9 protein-coding genes are annotated in these 15,715 nt (G+C 43.1%); 3 read left to right on the forward strand and 6 right to left on the reverse strand.

The window, feature by feature from the left end:
• Nucleotides 1-100 precede the first annotated feature (100 nt).
• Entirely contained in the window at nt 101-4,555 is a 4,455-nt protein-coding gene (locus tag QUB56_RS15435) for a tetratricopeptide repeat protein (protein ID WP_332956216.1), read from the reverse strand.
• Between the two features lie 213 nt (nt 4,556-4,768).
• Between QUB56_RS15435 and rpiA the strand changes: the two genes are divergently transcribed.
• Nucleotides 4,769-5,485 (forward strand): ribose-5-phosphate isomerase RpiA, encoded by a 717-nt coding sequence (rpiA, locus tag QUB56_RS15440; RefSeq protein ID WP_332956217.1) that lies wholly within the window; start codon nt 4,769-4,771, stop codon nt 5,483-5,485.
• A gap of 152 nt (nt 5,486-5,637) precedes the next feature.
• On the opposite strand, the gene QUB56_RS15445 is transcribed toward rpiA, so the two are convergent.
• Nucleotides 5,638-5,838 carry a hypothetical protein gene (locus QUB56_RS15445; RefSeq protein WP_332956218.1) on the reverse strand — a complete coding sequence of 67 codons (201 nt, stop codon included), beginning with the start codon at nt 5,836-5,838 and terminating at the stop codon, nt 5,638-5,640.
• A gap of 101 nt (nt 5,839-5,939) precedes the next feature.
• Here QUB56_RS15445 and QUB56_RS15450 point away from each other — a divergent pair, with 101 nt between their 5' ends.
• Nucleotides 5,940-7,124, forward strand: coding sequence for an aldo/keto reductase (locus QUB56_RS15450; protein WP_445243356.1), 1,185 nt, complete (start codon nt 5,940-5,942; stop codon nt 7,122-7,124).
• A 366-nt stretch (nt 7,125-7,490) separates the two neighbouring features.
• A complete protein-coding gene (locus tag QUB56_RS15455; protein WP_332956219.1) occupies nt 7,491-8,246 on the forward strand; it encodes a Fe-Mn family superoxide dismutase in 756 nt (251 codons plus the stop codon).
• Nucleotides 8,247-8,525: 279 nt separating this feature from the next.
• On the opposite strand, the gene QUB56_RS15460 is transcribed toward QUB56_RS15455, so the two are convergent.
• From QUB56_RS15460 to QUB56_RS15475, 4 genes are all read right to left on the reverse strand, one after another.
• The gene (locus tag QUB56_RS15460) at nt 8,526-9,227 is read right to left on the reverse strand and encodes an SDR family oxidoreductase (RefSeq protein WP_332956232.1); all 702 of its coding nucleotides are present in this window, start codon (nt 9,225-9,227) and stop codon (nt 8,526-8,528) included.
• A 604-nt stretch (nt 9,228-9,831) separates the two neighbouring features.
• Nucleotides 9,832-10,077 carry a hypothetical protein gene (locus QUB56_RS15465; RefSeq protein WP_332956220.1) on the reverse strand — a complete coding sequence of 82 codons (246 nt, stop codon included), beginning with the start codon at nt 10,075-10,077 and terminating at the stop codon, nt 9,832-9,834.
• 58 nt (nt 10,078-10,135) lie between these two features.
• Nucleotides 10,136-10,723 carry a hypothetical protein gene (locus QUB56_RS15470; protein WP_332956222.1) on the reverse strand — a complete coding sequence of 196 codons (588 nt, stop codon included), beginning with the start codon at nt 10,721-10,723 and terminating at the stop codon, nt 10,136-10,138.
• 22 nt (nt 10,724-10,745) lie between these two features.
• Nucleotides 10,746-15,350 (reverse strand): hypothetical protein, encoded by a 4,605-nt coding sequence (locus QUB56_RS15475; protein ID WP_332956223.1) that lies wholly within the window; start codon nt 15,348-15,350, stop codon nt 10,746-10,748.
• Nucleotides 15,351-15,715 lie beyond the last annotated feature (365 nt).

Genomic DNA, 15,715 nt, shown 5'->3' on the forward strand with positions numbered 1-15,715 from the left:
ACGGATAAATCACGTGGCGGGTACCATTAAGAAATTCTTGGTCAAGAGTGCCAGAGGCGGAAATTTTTCCTTCTCATCACTAATGACTACTAACTAATGACTACTGACTAACCTGTTTAGCTAACAGTTTTTGAAACACCTCATACATATCCTTAGCCAATTTTTTAGGATTCCACAAAGGTGCGAGATGTTCTGGCTGCTTAGATTTTACTAAATGCTCTTTCACCGCATTTCTCAAACCAGCATCGCGGCCAAACTTAACTCCCCACTGCGTGTATTCCTCCCAACTCCACGCCGCACCGACATCAAGATTTGCACTTTTCATAAAAGCGTAACCCATCCGCGAAAGATATTGGTCGCCCGATCTAGTTACCACTGGCAAATTTGCCCACAAAGCCTCTAAATTGTGAGTCCCCCCGTTGTAAGGATAGGAATCTAAAAGCACGTCGGCTACATAATAAATAGCCCGGTGTTCTTCTTCACTTCTGGTTTGCCCTATAAACTTAATCCGAGCAAAATCTACTCCCTGAATTTCGCATTCTTCGCGGTAAGTGCTGTGAATAACATCGGGGTCGCCTTGACCTTTGCGGATCAACAAACTATCTGGTACTTCCTTAAGAATTTTAACTTGAGCTCGTACCATTTCGGGATTAGTTTTTCTGCCCGGAGCAACGCACAGATAAGTCATTTGATCCAAGCCAATTCCCAGAGCATTTCTAACCGCCTCTCGATTCACAGGAACGCTTTGCAGTTCGCCAATTGCTACCGAACAAACAGGCAATCTTACTAGCTGTTCTAAATAATTTTTTTCAACACCAGGGGGGTGAGTGTGCTCGTCGCACAGAAAGTAGTGGTTGTCTGAAATGTAAGGCGCGTCAAATCCCAGCCAAGAAACGCAAATTCCCGCAGGATATTGATACAGCACTTCGACATTTGTCGGTACTGTCATCGAGTCTAAGTCTATTAAAACATCCAAGTTGTCTTGCGCTACTTCCGCGAGGATTTCGGCACCGTCAGCAAAGCCGTTTGGATATTTTTTAGGCCAGTAAAACTTGCCCGCCATTTCTTCAAACCGCTGCGTAACCTCATCTCGATTGAGTTTCCCGGTGACGTAAAGGTGAACGTGGGGGGTAATGTGGCTTAATTCGCGAATTAAAGCTTCGCTGCACCAACCTACCGAGTGGCGGCGGAAGTGTTTGGAAAGAAAGCCGATTTTTAAAGGCTGTTGTCCCGGATTATTGGCGGCTTTGATTCTATTCACGGGGCGTTGAGGGACAGCTTTTTTGTAGTATTCTTTGGCAATTAGTCTGTAGAAACTGGCATTTTTTTCGCGGTTATCTCGCAGGTGAGAAACTGCAAACAGGAAGATTTCGTAGAGCAGTTTGAGCTCAATTATACTAAAGGTCTCGACCTTTTCGTAGCAGAGTTTTTCGATTTCTTCTAGTTTCTGAATAGCCTGTTTGCTGACACCTGATTGCAGGTAGGAAAAGACGTAGGCTGTAGCTGACATGACTGGGGCGATATCGCCGCAGTTTTCGCAGTATTTGTCTGCGACGTTGCGGGCTCCTGCAAGGTTGGTGGAATGGCTTAGCAAGTCGCACAGTTGTTGGTAGGCTTCGCTGAATTTGGGGTTGGATTGGATCGCCTTTTCAAAATTGGCGATCGCCTCCAACGGCTTATCGTGTTTCTGAATGTGTCCCAGGCGACAGTAAACCTCTGCCCAATCCGGTTTTAATGCCAAAGCTTGCTGATAGCTAGCTATAGCTTCTTCGAGCCGCCCCAGCAGGGAAAAACAACTGCCGAGGTTAGCATGAACTTCCGGCCAGTCCGGCTTAATTTTGAGAGTATTTTGATAATTAGTAATCGCTTCTTCATACTTATTTTGCTGTAAAAAAGAATTTGCTATATTGAAGTGCAAAACTTCTAATTCCGGCTTTAAAGCTACAGCTTTCTGATAGTAAGCGATGGCGGCATCGAGATTGCCTTGTTGCGATCGGGCGCTGCCGATATTAGCGTAAGCTTCGGCCCAATCCGGTTTAATGGCGAGCGCTTTTTCGTAGCTTTCGATGGCTTCGTCGCGCTTTCCTTGGCTAAAAAGTCGATTACCTAAGTTAAAGTGGAAGTCTGCACCGACTAGCTGCGGGTTGAGTTCAGATGTTCTTTTAAAACAGGCGATCGCTGCTTGGATGTTGCCGTGTTTCTGATATACTTTCCCTAAATTCCAGTGAGCGCCCGCTAAATCTGGACTGAGGGCAATCGCTTGCTGGTAATAGGCGATCGCTTCTTCCAAACGCCCCATTTTGAAATACATACTGCCGATATTGGCGCGCACTTCCGCAAAATTGGGCTGCAATTCTAAGGCTTGAGAATACGATCGAATCGCAGCTTCATTTTTGCCCACTGCTTGCAAAGCATTGCCTAAAGTGACGTAAGCGTGGATGAAATCCGGTCGAATTTTTAGCGCTTGCTGACACGCTGCGATCGCCTCTTTAATTTTACCTTGAACTAAAAAGTTTTCGGCGAGGTTTTTGTACGGTTCTACTTCTTGAAAATTGACAACTTGTCCGCTATCTGGAACATTGAGCGAAGTAACTTGTTCGGAAACTTCGGCAGGGTTTGTAAACGGAGTATTTACAGTCTCAGTGGTTGGCGCTGGCGGCAAATTGATGCTCGAAGGCTGCAAGCCGTAGCCTTCATCTTTGTTGATAGATACGGGTTGCTGTGCACCTGATTCTGTTTCTAATTCGATAAATTTGCTGTCCGTAGTTTCCCGCTGTTTTTGTGCGATCAAACTCGATAGTTTCTCAGCAGCGCTAGCATCTCCCGGTTGCAGTTGCAGGACTTTTTGATAGCAAGCAATTGCTGCATCAAACTTTCCTTGCTCCTGCAAAACGCTGGCTAACATCAAATTAACAGAACACAATTGAGGATTAATTTCAAGAGCTTTTTCGTAATAACTTGCCGCCTGTTCCAATTGCCCTAACTTGTAATACATACTGCCCAAATTAGCGCAGGCTTCAGCAAATTCCGGCTGAATTTTCAGTGCTTGCAAGTAAGCTTGAATTGCCATTTCCAGCTTATCTTGAGCCTGGAGAGCATTCCCCATTGTCAAGCAAGCAGGAGCAAAATTCGGTTGGAATTTAATCGCGAGATTGCAAGAGGCGATCGCCTTTTCAAATTCCCCTTGCAAAACATAAACTTCCCCCAACTTTTTATGAACTTCTGCATCTCCCGGATTGAACTCTAAAGCTTTCTGATAATTCTCGATAGCGCCACCAATATCGCCTGCATCTTTCAGCAGAGTTCCCTTTACCAAATATGCTTTAGCTGCTTCTAAATCCACCAACGACTCCGTTATCATTTGCTCTGCTACTCTTACAGGTTTTACACTAATAATATTCAACCATTCTACCCACTCTCGGGCTCGCACAGACCAAGTATACCCTCGATTTATATATTCTACCTGCTGTCTCAGATGATTTTCAGCAGTTGCGCCTCCCCCACCCGCGCCCTCTTTTAAAACTCCGACTATCGCCTCTAAAAACCGCCTTGTATATCCCTCCCAATCTGGTTTCCCGGCACAGTTCCAATTAGTTACCGATGCCAAGTTTTCCACCCCTGACATTGAAACTAGACGGGCAAATCCAGCAGTTGTTTCCGGCAAAGCTGCCAATTCACTCGTCACAATCCGGCAACCGCTGGCCATCGCCTCCATCACGGCAATAGATGAGGTTTCCAAATAGGTATTCGGGTAAGCTAAAACCGCGACAGAACGAAGTTGCCGGACCAGTTCGGGTTGCGGTACAGAACCGACGTACTCGACGCCTTCTGTTTCCTGACACTGGCGGTAAAGTTGACCGAAAAAAAGCTCGTTATTATTGCCGTCTATTTGGTGTACTTTCATGCTTGAAAATACTTTTAATCTGGTTCCGGGGACAGCTTGACGAATTTCGGGAAAGACTTTTAACAAAATATCAAGTCCGCGAAATGGAGTGCTGGTGTAAGCTAGAATGGGAGGTCGAGATTTATGAGGGAGGATAGAAATATTATCGGCGAAAATGTTAGCAAAACAAGGTGCGATCGCATTTCTTAAAACACAACTGCGAGTGGAGTCAATCCCAAAGTGCCGATGAAACTGCTCGCGCTGCCAGTCGCTGACGAATACAAAGGCATCGCAAGCATTGATTTCTGGCTCATTCTTAAAATCTTGGAGAAATACAAAGCCGGGTTCGTTATGAATCCACAAAATTAATAGAGTGCTCTCGCCCAAAAGTCGCTTAACTTCCAGGGCTTTGCCGACTGTATTGACTATAACTAAAAAATCGAGCGATCGCAGCAATTCTAAATTAGATTTGTCCCCCACCCTCCGCCTGCAATCAACGCCGCGCCACATCCCCGACTCAGAAGTATTGTTGAGCAAAAATACCTCGTTTCCCTGTGCAGCCAACGCCTCGGCTAAATAACAAATAGCCGACTGAGTGCCGCCCAAAGGTTTGCAGTAAGGAGTTTCAATATTGTAATCCCAAGTATAAGTATCGAGAAATCCAATTTTCATTGTGGCAATTATCCGCCGATTTGTGAACTAAATTTTTTTATTTAACCGCAGAGGGCGCAGAAGGCGCAGAGAAAAAAGAGAGAAGTTCCCAGTTAAAATAATTTGCGAGTTCCCTCTCTTCTTCTTTTTCCTCTCTGCGTTCTCTGCGCTCTCTGCGGTTAAATAAATCCATAATAAATGGTATAATCTTAAAACTATTAAGGAGTACCGAACATGACCACAGAACAAGATCCCGTAAAATTGATGAAACAGCAAGTCGGCTTTGCTGCAGCCGATCGCGTAAAATCTGGTATGATTGTCGGACTCGGCACCGGGTCAACTACAGCTTATACTATTCAAGCCTTAGGCGATCGCATAAAATCTGGTGAACTCAAAGATATCAAGGGAGTGCCGACATCTTTTCAATCAGAAGTGTTAGCCAAACAGTACGGAGTACCGCTGACAACACTAGATGAAATTGACAGAATAGATGTTGCTATTGACGGCGCTGATGAAGTAGATCCCCACCTCAACTTAATTAAAGGTGGCGGCGCCGCCCACACCCGCGAAAAAGTAGTCGATTACCTCGCCGCTCAGTTTATTGTAGTAGTTGACAGTTCCAAAATTGTTGATAAATTGGGTTCGACTTTTCGCGTACCCATCGAAGTTATACCGATGGCATTAACACCAGTGATGCGCGCCATTGAAAAATTGGGCGGCAAACCAGAACTCCGCATGGGTGTGAAAAAAGCAGGCCCGGTAATTACCGATCAAGGTAATATGGTAATCGATGTCAAATTTGATGACATTGCCAACCCCGGAGAAATGGAAAAAAGCTTGAATAACATTCCCGGTGTGTTAGAAAATGGTTTGTTTGTAGACTGTACAGATTTGGTTTTAGTCGGGGAAATCAAAGACGGCAAACCAGTAGTAAGGGAAATTTCTAAATAGTCAAAACTTCCCCAGTGGGAGTCAAAAACTCTTTGTGGAACAGGCATCTTGCCTGTTCAGGAGAAGGCTGCAATATGGGAATTACAACCCGCAAAAATACCAAAAATAAGGTTGATTACCCTATAGCAACCGCCAAGACTATTAAGAAGTTCTTAATCAGTGAAACCCTTGCGATTGTTACAGCTTCTTCCTTCTTCCCTCTTTCTTCTTCCCTCTTCCCTCTTCCTTCTTCCTTCTTCCCTCTTCCTTCTTCCTTCTTCCTTCTTCCTTCTTCCTTCTTCCCTCTTCCTTCTGCTATAGCTTTGACCAAGAATTTCTTGATGGTACAAGCCCGGATTTATCCGTGGAATCAATCCCAAATCTCAAATCGAAAATCCTCAAGCCCCCGCATTTATTCGTGGGGTCAATCTAAAATCTAAAATCTAAAATCTAAAATCGATTGACTTTGATTATGATGATGCAATATCGCAGATTCGGTCGCACAGAATTATCCATGCCCGTCTTTTCCTGCGGTGGCATGAGATATCAGTACAAATGGCAAGACGTGCCAGCCAATGAAATTCCACCAGACAATCAACAAAATTTAGAAGCGACCATTCGCTACTCGGTTGAATGCGGCATCAATCACATAGAAACTGCTCGCAGTTACGGCACTTCCGAAATGCAATTGGGGTGTATTTTCCGGAAATTTCCCCGCGAAAAGTTGATAGTGCAAACGAAAGTTAGTCCCCAACCAAACTCCCAAGAGTTTCGCGAAGACTTTGATAAATCCTTAGCTTACTTGCAACTGGAGTACGTCGATTTACTGTCGCTACACGGTATTAATACGTGGGAATTGCTAGAGGAGTCTATACGTCCGGGCGGCTGCATGGATGTGGCGAGGAAGTTGCAAATAGAAGGCAAAGTTAGGTTTATTGGTTTCTCAACTCACGGTCCGACGGATGTGATTATCAAAACAATTGAAACTAATCAATTTGATTATCTTAACTTGCACTGGTACTACATCAATCAAAGTAATTGGCCGGCTATTGAAGCTGCTCAACGTCACGATATGGGCGTTTTTATTATCAGTCCTTCCGACAAAGGCGGTCAGCTTTACAGTCCCCCGCAAAAATTGGTAGACTTGTGCTATCCGCTGAGTCCGATGGTGTTTAACGATTTGTTTTGTTTGTCGCATCCGCAAGTACACACTTTGAGTTTAGGAGCAGCAAAACCTGAAGATTTTAACGAGCATCTGAAAGCGGTAGAATTGTTAGAGAGAGCCGATGAAATTTTGCCACCGATATTAGCAAGGTTGGAAAATGCAGCAATTAATAAATTAGGAGAAGATTGGTTTAAAACTTGGCACGTAGGTTTACCAACGATCGAAAATACTCCCGGAGGTATTAATATTTATGTGATTTTGTGGCTGTGGAATTTGGCACAGGCTTACGATACGATCGACTATTGCAAGATGCGCTACAACCTTTTAGGTAATGCGGGCCACTGGTTCCCCGGCCAAAAAGCCGATCGCCTCAATGAATTAGACTTGCGCCGCTGTCTAGCCCACAGTCCCCACGCTGCTAAAATTCCCGGTATTCTTCAAGCAGCCGATCGGCTTTTTGGAGGCGAAGCCATCCAGCGTTTGTCGCAACAATAATCAAAAAAAAACCCGGTTTCCAGAGAGAAACCGGGTTGGTTAACCCGAGCAGGTGAGATTTAGTTAAGCGCACACAATTAGCCTATACTTGAGGAACTCTCACAACCATCGCCCATCCGTCTCATCCATTCGGGCGATAAGTTGTTCTGGATTTAAATTGCATATTTCGATCCCATATCAAAACTCGTCAAATCCTCGGACCCTCTCGGACTCTCCCCGAATCCCCCTCTAATACCACAAACAATCTAGGTGCATAACAGCTTACCTGCTCGGGATTGCTGCGCTTCACTAACTTTTTTTCTAAACTCGCTCCTATTTTGCTTTAATCTGAGATCGAACAGTTAATAATTCACTTAGGTATTTTTTATGACTCTTAAACGCCGAAATTTCTTGTATTTGCTGACGGCCAGCGTCGGAGCTATTACCGCAGGTGCTTGCCAAGCGTCAGGAAATAATGTACCGCAAGCAACAGCAGTTGCAGAAAGCCCAAAAATAGCCCAAACCCCCGGGCCTTTTACACTGCCGCCTCTGCCTTACGAATACAATGCTTTAGAACCGCACATCGATGCGCGGACAATGCAATTTCACCACGACAAACACCACGCCGCTTACGTTAAAAACCTCAACGATGCTATCAGCAAATACCCGCAACTCAAAAATATCAGTGCGGAAAATATGCTGCGAGATTTGAGCAAAGTGCCGGAGGATATTCGCACAACCGTGCGCAATAACGGCGGCGGACACTTAAATCACAGTATGTTTTGGGAAATCATGAGTCCCAAAGGCGGCGGCGAACCCACAGGAGAAATTGCAACAGCAATTAAGCAAACTTTCGGCAGTGTTGACGATTTTAAAACAAAATTTAACGAGGCCGGCGCCAAGCGTTTTGGCAGCGGTTGGGTTTGGCTAGTCCGCAATAAAGCCGGCAAACTGGAGATTACAACTACTGCCAATCAAGACACTCCTTTCATGGAGGGCAACTATCCAATTATGGGCAACGATGTTTGGGAACACGCTTATTATCTCAAATACCAAAATTTGCGTGCTGACTACTTAAAAGCTTGGTGGAATGTGGTTAATTGGACGGAAATTAACAAGCGCTACTCCAAGGCTAGCGCTTAGTTCAACAAAGTTTGTTGTTGTGTTCAACCGCAGACAGCACAACAACAAACTCTGTTTTAAGTAGGTAGGCTGCTACGCATTTAAATCGCATATTCGAGGCGAGCGGGACGCCCACCCCACAAAAATTTGATTGTTTTTTGACAGACAATTTAAATGCCGCAACAGCTTAGGCGCTGTAAAACGCAATTATGTAAACGATTGTAAAATATCCTGAGCCTTAAGCGTGGCTGACTGAGCAATGTTTCGATACTGTTAGATGGTTCGTTTAATGCCGCCTACCTACTTATTTTCTGATTCTGCTGTCAAACTCGGGCTGCCCTCAATGTACAGTCCACCATCTACCTTTAACACGCTACCCGTGATGTAGCTAGCTGCATCAGATGCCAGGAAAACTGCTGCTTTCCCTAAGTCTTCGGGAAATCCCATCCGGCCAAGAGGCATTCGGTGGCTGAACGACTCAAGCAATTCGTCGCTGTACCAGCGCCGCTCACCCGGAGTGTCAGTCCACCCAGGCTCTAGGATGTTGACCCGAATTTTGTGCCACATCAGTTCATTGGCCATAGAAAGAACGAGGTGATGACAGGCTGCTTTGGTGGTGTTGTAGTCAATAGCACCCTTATAGGGAAAATGGGCGTGCGGGGATGAGATATGGATAATCGAGCCTTGGGCCTTCCTTTGCACCATACGGCGGGCGACTATTTGACAGACGTGAAACACACCGTACACCCCTATTTCTAGTGTTCGCTGTAAATCCTCAAATTTAGTTTCCAGCAAGGTGTTTCGGACGCTAGCGATCGCATTTGTCACTAAAATATCGATTTGACCGAGTTCTTGCTCGCACGTATCGACCATCCTTTCCACTTGGTCGCGCTGTGAGACATCTGCTTGAATCGCTTTGTTAATTTCAGATTTTAGATTCGAGCGGGACTTACGCTCACCAACCCGGTTTCTCTTAAAACTCGTCGCTTTGGAACCCGAGATTTACGCGCTACGCCCTATTTCTAGCTTGCTAGTAAGTCCTGTTGATATTTTTAGGACTAGGATTAACCGCCAATTAATACGGTACCACAGCCCGCTAATATTTTATTCGGTGGTTCAAGTAATTTCACAATTGTATATCTTAAGCGGCGGGCTAAAAGCCTGTTAATCAAAAAAATTGTAAGACTACCACCACCCGCAACTAAGCGGCCATGTGGGGGGAGTGGCAAAGGTCTTTTGAGTCACTACTTCAATTCGCCTCGGCGGCTTTAGGCGAGCCCTAATGCGCCCGATAATGTCTTCCTGCCGCTGATAATAATTGTCTTCAGGTAGAGGATTTATTTTAATAATCTCTTATTGTAATACAAATTTGAGTTGGCCCGATCGCCCGTCTTCGCGGTGTGGCGATTTGAGCGAGGGATATGCCAGAGGCACGCTGGGGCGATCGCGCGATCGGCTATAATTCTATTTGGGCGATCGCAGATACACTTTCCAGTAAGTATCCATCATGCCATAGTTGGCGCAGGTGAGGAAGTAGGCGATCGCACCGTCAAAAAACTGAGCCAATGAGTGAGCGATCGCCTATTTACTTGATTTTAACTAGCCATTAAGAGCGATCGTTTTCTCTCTTAAAGTTAACAATTTCGCTCGGAGCAGAGTTAATCAATTTAATTACTTGCAGAGCGACATCAGCTATTTCTTTAGCACGGGCATCGGGCATGATTTTCAACTCAATTAACTCGGTGAGTAAGTTAGCTGCTTGAATCCCAGATTTTAACAAGGCTTCTTGGTATTCTTCTTGCAAGGTTTTAGCGGGATTTGGGGCTTGGTTTTGGTCGGATTGGTTTTCCATATTTATCATGATTAATTTATAAATAAATTAACATATTTTGCTAAATATTAAGACTATATTATTGTAGTGAATTCAGTAAAATATGTTGTTTTTTCAAAAAATTAATCAATTCATCTTCATTGAAATTGAAATTACTAAAAATACCACCATAAGTAAGCCGAGATTGAACACTTCTTATCTCTTTTTCGCTCACAAAGTAGTCGCCATCCAAATCTTCTAGGTCAATTTCATCGACTAAAAATGAATATACGTCTCTTTGACAATACTGAATTATATAATTTTTGTCTAAATCGCTAAAGCTAGGCTGACGCAAAAATACTTCAATTGAATTAACTCGAATGTACTTGGCTAGAAAATGTATATCTGCAAAATAGCCATTATCGAGGCTCAATTTAAGGGGATATGGTCTGGGATTCATAGAATTCATAATCTCGATCCACTCTACATCTGATAACTGAACCCAGAGAGAAGGAGTTGACAGAAGAAAATCAAAAACATAGCGCAAGGGATATGTTTTAGCTTGAATAGCAAATATCTCTGAAAACCTATAACTTCTTAACTCATCCAGAAATTTATTAAAATAGGATATTCCCACCACCTTGTCAAAACCATACCCATCATACATTCTTTTTAAAGTTTCTAGCATCTTTTTCAACCCTTCTATAAAATTAGTTCAGATATTCATCTATCACTTTCGTTAAATATTCCACCATTCCATCTGAATCAATCGTAAAACGATATAGCTGTATATTGCTACCAGTTATATCAAGACCCATTTCTCTAAATAAAGTTGGAACTCTAGAAGATTCTTGAACTGTTGGGCGAAAGTGACCAGATTTGTTATCTATTCTCTTGATTTTTCCCTGACCGTTAATTTTCATCTGTCCAGCGGCTAATACATCTGCTTGGTTTGATAGAGTAGTGTGCTTGCGTCCTATGATCAAACGGTTATCTGTAGTAATTACAAAATCCACTTCTGAAGGAACTTTGCCTCCGTCTTTCAAAGTAACTTTCCCATCGACTACTTCAACTTGTCCAAAAATCTTACCTTGAGGGTCAAGAGCCTCGTCAGGGAACTTATTTGCTATTGGAAGAGTACTCTCACTAATTTCTTCTAACTCTCGATGGAATAACTGTAATTCTCTTTCGATTGCCTCCTCCGAAAACTTACCCTTCCCCAAGGAAACATCAAACTTTTGTACTTGCTTACGTAGTCCTGTTAGTTGCAGCTTTACTGCATCGGATAGATTGGGATCGTTCAACCCCTGATCAATTTTACTAAGCAAAGGGCCGCAATCACTACAGAGATAGATAGCTGGCTTACCACCTACCTGACGAACTGACAGGGTATGAGTTTCATCCCCGATCTTCACCGCCTGACTAGCAGTAACAGGTTTATCCACGACCCGTCCTGCTCCTGCGGCATTATCAGCTCCTCTTAAACCAGCCTCCCCAACTTCTTGTTCAATGTTTGCTGTACTATCAGCATTTCTGAGAGCAGGGGCTTCTAGTTCTACTCTTTTTGAATCTGATAGCATTTCGATAGCATCATTTTCTTTAACAAATTTTTCACCTGTTTCCTTAGAGCCTTTTTCTAAACCTTCTTTTAGTCCTTTCTCTGTCAGTTCTTCTTTTGCTTCGCGTCCCAGTAGTTTCTCTAATGTTTCCTTGCCAAATTTTGAGGCATTGTCGCCTTGCTTTCCAAGCCACTTGAGAGCATTATCGCCATATTTAGAAAATAATTCTACGGCTTCATCACCATATTTGGCAAACGCTTGAATAACTTCATCACCATACTTAACAAATAAATCACCTATCTTCCTGCCATACTTACTAAATAACTGGACAACATTATCACCATATTTGCTTGCTAGTTTAACAATATCGTCTACAAATTTAAGACCCTTACCAAAATACTTACCACCTTTAGCAGCCGTACCAATATAAGGAATAATCGCAAAAGCTGATAATCCTGCATTAACCCAGTCACCTTCTGCCGCATACCAAACCGTATTGAGAACATCAGCTACAGCAGCTACGATATTCCCTACCACCGGAATAGCATCTCCAACTATTCCTACAACATCTAAAATACCATGTCCCCAAGCGCTAATAGTAGGATAAGAATCTTGCCACCATTTAGCAACCATCTCTCCTTTTTGTTTCAAATACCCCGCAAAGACACTGCTATATTCCTGAAAAACTTTCCAACAACGAGTTAAACCAGGGAAAGTAGACTCCATCCAGCCTTGAACCCTATTCCATCCTTGTTGTACCCAATCAGTAGCAGGTTGAATAATATCTTGATTAACTTTTCCTGATACCCTGTTAACGTTCTCTTGTACCCAATTAGCATTTTTAACTGTATTTTCCTTAAACCATTCCCATCGATCTTGAATTCCTTCGCCTGCTTTATTAATTAATTTTTGTCCTTCTTCTTGAGGATTCTTAATGAAATTAATAGCATAAGTCCCGGCTGCATCTACCGAGTCAACTGCTTGATTTCCTTTTTCGTTAACCCACTGTGAAACAGTATGACCTTTTTCATCAATCACATGAGCAGCATTGGTACTTTGCTCATTGATAACAGTAGCAGCACTATTACCTTTATTCTCCACAAAATTAGCAGCATTAGTGCTTTGGCTATCCACCAAATTAGCAGCACTATTGCCTTTTTCTGCCACCCAATTAGCAGCAGCATTTTTATCGGCTAGCAAATTAGAAGCATTGGTACTTTGTTCATTGATAACAGTAGCAGCACTATTACCTTTATCTTCTACAAAACTAGCCGCATTAGTGCTTTGACTATCTACAAAATTAGCAGCACTATTTCCCTTCTCTTCTACCAAATTAGCAGCACTTTGACTCGTCTGGTCTAACAAACTAGAACCACTATTAACTGCCCCTCTTAAACCAGAAACAGCCGAATTTTTCGTCCCTTCTAAACCCGAAATAACGGAATTAACTGCCCCCGATAACCATTGGAGAATAGCACTCCCTTTTTCTCGCACGCTAGAAGCAAAAGCTTGGCCCTTTTCCTGAATAGCCGACATGAAAGAACTACCCTTTTCAGTCAGCCAACTAGCCGCAGGGCCAACTTTCTCACCCACCCAAGCCTTAGCACCATTAACTTTCTCACCCACCCAAGCCTTAGCACCATTAACTTTTTCGCCCACCCAAGCCTTAGCGCCATCAACCTTCTCACCCACCCAAGCCTTAGCGCCATCAACCTTCTCACCCACCCAAGCCTTAGCGCCATCAACCTTCTCACCCACCCAAGCCTTAGCGCCATCAACCTTCTCACCTACCCAAGCCTTAGCGCCATCAACTTTCTCACCAATGAAAGCTCTAGTACCTGCTGTTTTCTCATCCATCCAATTCCAAGCTTCTTCTGCTTTCCCACTTACCCACTGACGAGCAGAATTAACTTTTTCTGAAACAAACTCTTGAGCTTGACCTGCTTTCCCTTGAATAAAATTCCAACCAACTTGAGCCTTGCTACTTAACGCCGACCATTTTTCATTAACCCATTGACCAGCTACACCTACTTTTTCTTGTATCCATTTTGTGGCATTTCCAATATTTTCAGTAATGGGATTCCAAACAGTTTTTTGCGTCCAATTATTAAATTCATTCCATTTTTCGCTAACAACTTTGATAACAGGATTAGCCTTAAGCATGAATTCGGTCCATGCTGCTTGTGCCTCTTGTTTAAGGCTTTCCCACGCTTGACCTAATTGTTTAGCTGCATTACTAGGGAAATTTTCAATATTGTTAATAAACTCTTGTGCTTTACCTTGATAGCGAGCGCATACTTCACCTGCTTGACCATCTAAGGAAGACATGGTTGTTTTTGCCTGATTTTCTAAATTAGACCAACCTTCCTCAACTTTACCAACAGCACCTACAGCATTATTTTGAAGCTCACCGATTTTTTGAGTAATTTGATATTCTACATCTAATTGTCGAGCAATTGTTTCCTGGTTTAAGCTAGCTTCATCATTTTGTAGCTCTTGGGTTTGAGCTTGAGCATCTGTTTGTAATTCTGCCCCTTTAATTTCACTAGCTGTTTTTAACTCCTGCTCTTTATCCTTGGTAGTAGTAGCTAACTCAGTTCCCTTAGTTTGGCTAGCAGTAGCTAACTCAGTTCCCTTAGTTTGGCTAGCAGCAGCTAACTCAGTCCCCTTAGTTTGAATGCCAGTAGTTAATTCATTCCCCTTGGTTTGGCTACCAGTAGTTAATTCATTCCCCTTGGTTTGGCTACCAGTAGTTAATTCATTTCCTTTAGTTTGGCTACCCGTAGTTAATTCATTTCCTTTAGTTTGGCTACCCGTAGTTAATTCATTTCCTTTAGTTTGACTGCCAGTAGTTAATTCATTCCCCTTGGTTTGGCTACCACTAGTTAATTCATTTCCTTTAGTTTGGCTACCCGTAGTTAATTCATTCCCCTTGGTTTGGCTACCAGTAGTTAATTCATTTCCTTTATCTTTTGCTGCGTTATCTACTTCTGATTTTTTGCCATCGGAATCATTTTTTAATTCACTTTCCTTAGCAGAAGCATCCCCTTTAAGTGCATCTAAAATACCTTGAACCCACTCTAAGGGATTGTCAAGTAAATCTCCTTGAATAACGTTACCTGATTTCACTTTTTCTTCATTTACTTGTTCAACTTGAATCTCAGATCTCGTTATATCAACTTTAGGGTTTTGTTCTGTAACTGGTTGTTCGGCAGGTTTAGCATCCTGTTCAACTTTTTGTTCTGTTTGTTGCTCGTTAAGCTTAGCAGTTTCAGTTACTTGAGGTTCAGCTAATTTTGCTTCATCTGCAGCAGTTTCTTTAACTTCTGCTGAAAGTCCAGGCGCAGTTTCAGCAGGTGCTTTTTCTTCGGCTTGTACTGGTTGTAATTCAGCTTTTTCTGAAGTTTCGGTAACTATTTCAGAAGGTGCTTCTTGAGTAGTTTCAACAGGAGTAACTGTTGGTGTTTTTTCTTCTACTGGAGGAGCTTTGGTAGCAACATCTTGAACTTGAGGAGTTTCTGTAGCGGGAGGAGTTTCTGTAGCAGGTTTTTCAATTTGCTCAACTTGAGGTTGAGGTAAGGGTTCAGATTTGGGTACATCTGTCCCTGGTTGGGGAATAGAGGCAAATTTTTGTTGTGCTTGTTGTAATGCTTGTTCTAAAGCAACTTTGGGCTCTTGACTGGAATCGATATTTTGGGCAACATGGCTACCAGCATTATTCATCTGATTCTGCTGTTGTTGCCACATATCAGTCAATGAAGTACCCCCGTTTGCTTGGTTAAAATCGGGTACTTGAGTATTTACGGCAGCAATATTGCCTGTTTCCGGCTTAGGTTGATTAGTGTTAGCAGGTGTTTGAGGCGTTTTTTCCGGGGATACTTGTTGAGTTTCTCTTCCAGGAACAGTAGGTGCAGGTGCTTGTGATTGGTCAGTAGTAGCTTCTGTGGCTGGTTTTGTTTCTGTGGCTGGTGCTTTTGATTGACCAGTAGTAGCTTCTGTGGCTGGTTTTGTTTCTGTGGCTGGTGCTTTTGACTGGGGATTAGCAGCTTCTGTGGCTGGTTTTGTTTCTGTGGCTGGTGCTTTTGACTGGGGATTAGCAGCTTCTGTGGCTGGTTTTGTTT

Source organism: Microcoleus sp. AR_TQ3_B6 (assembly GCF_036702785.1).
Lineage (GTDB): Bacteria > Cyanobacteriota > Cyanobacteriia > Cyanobacteriales > Microcoleaceae > Microcoleus.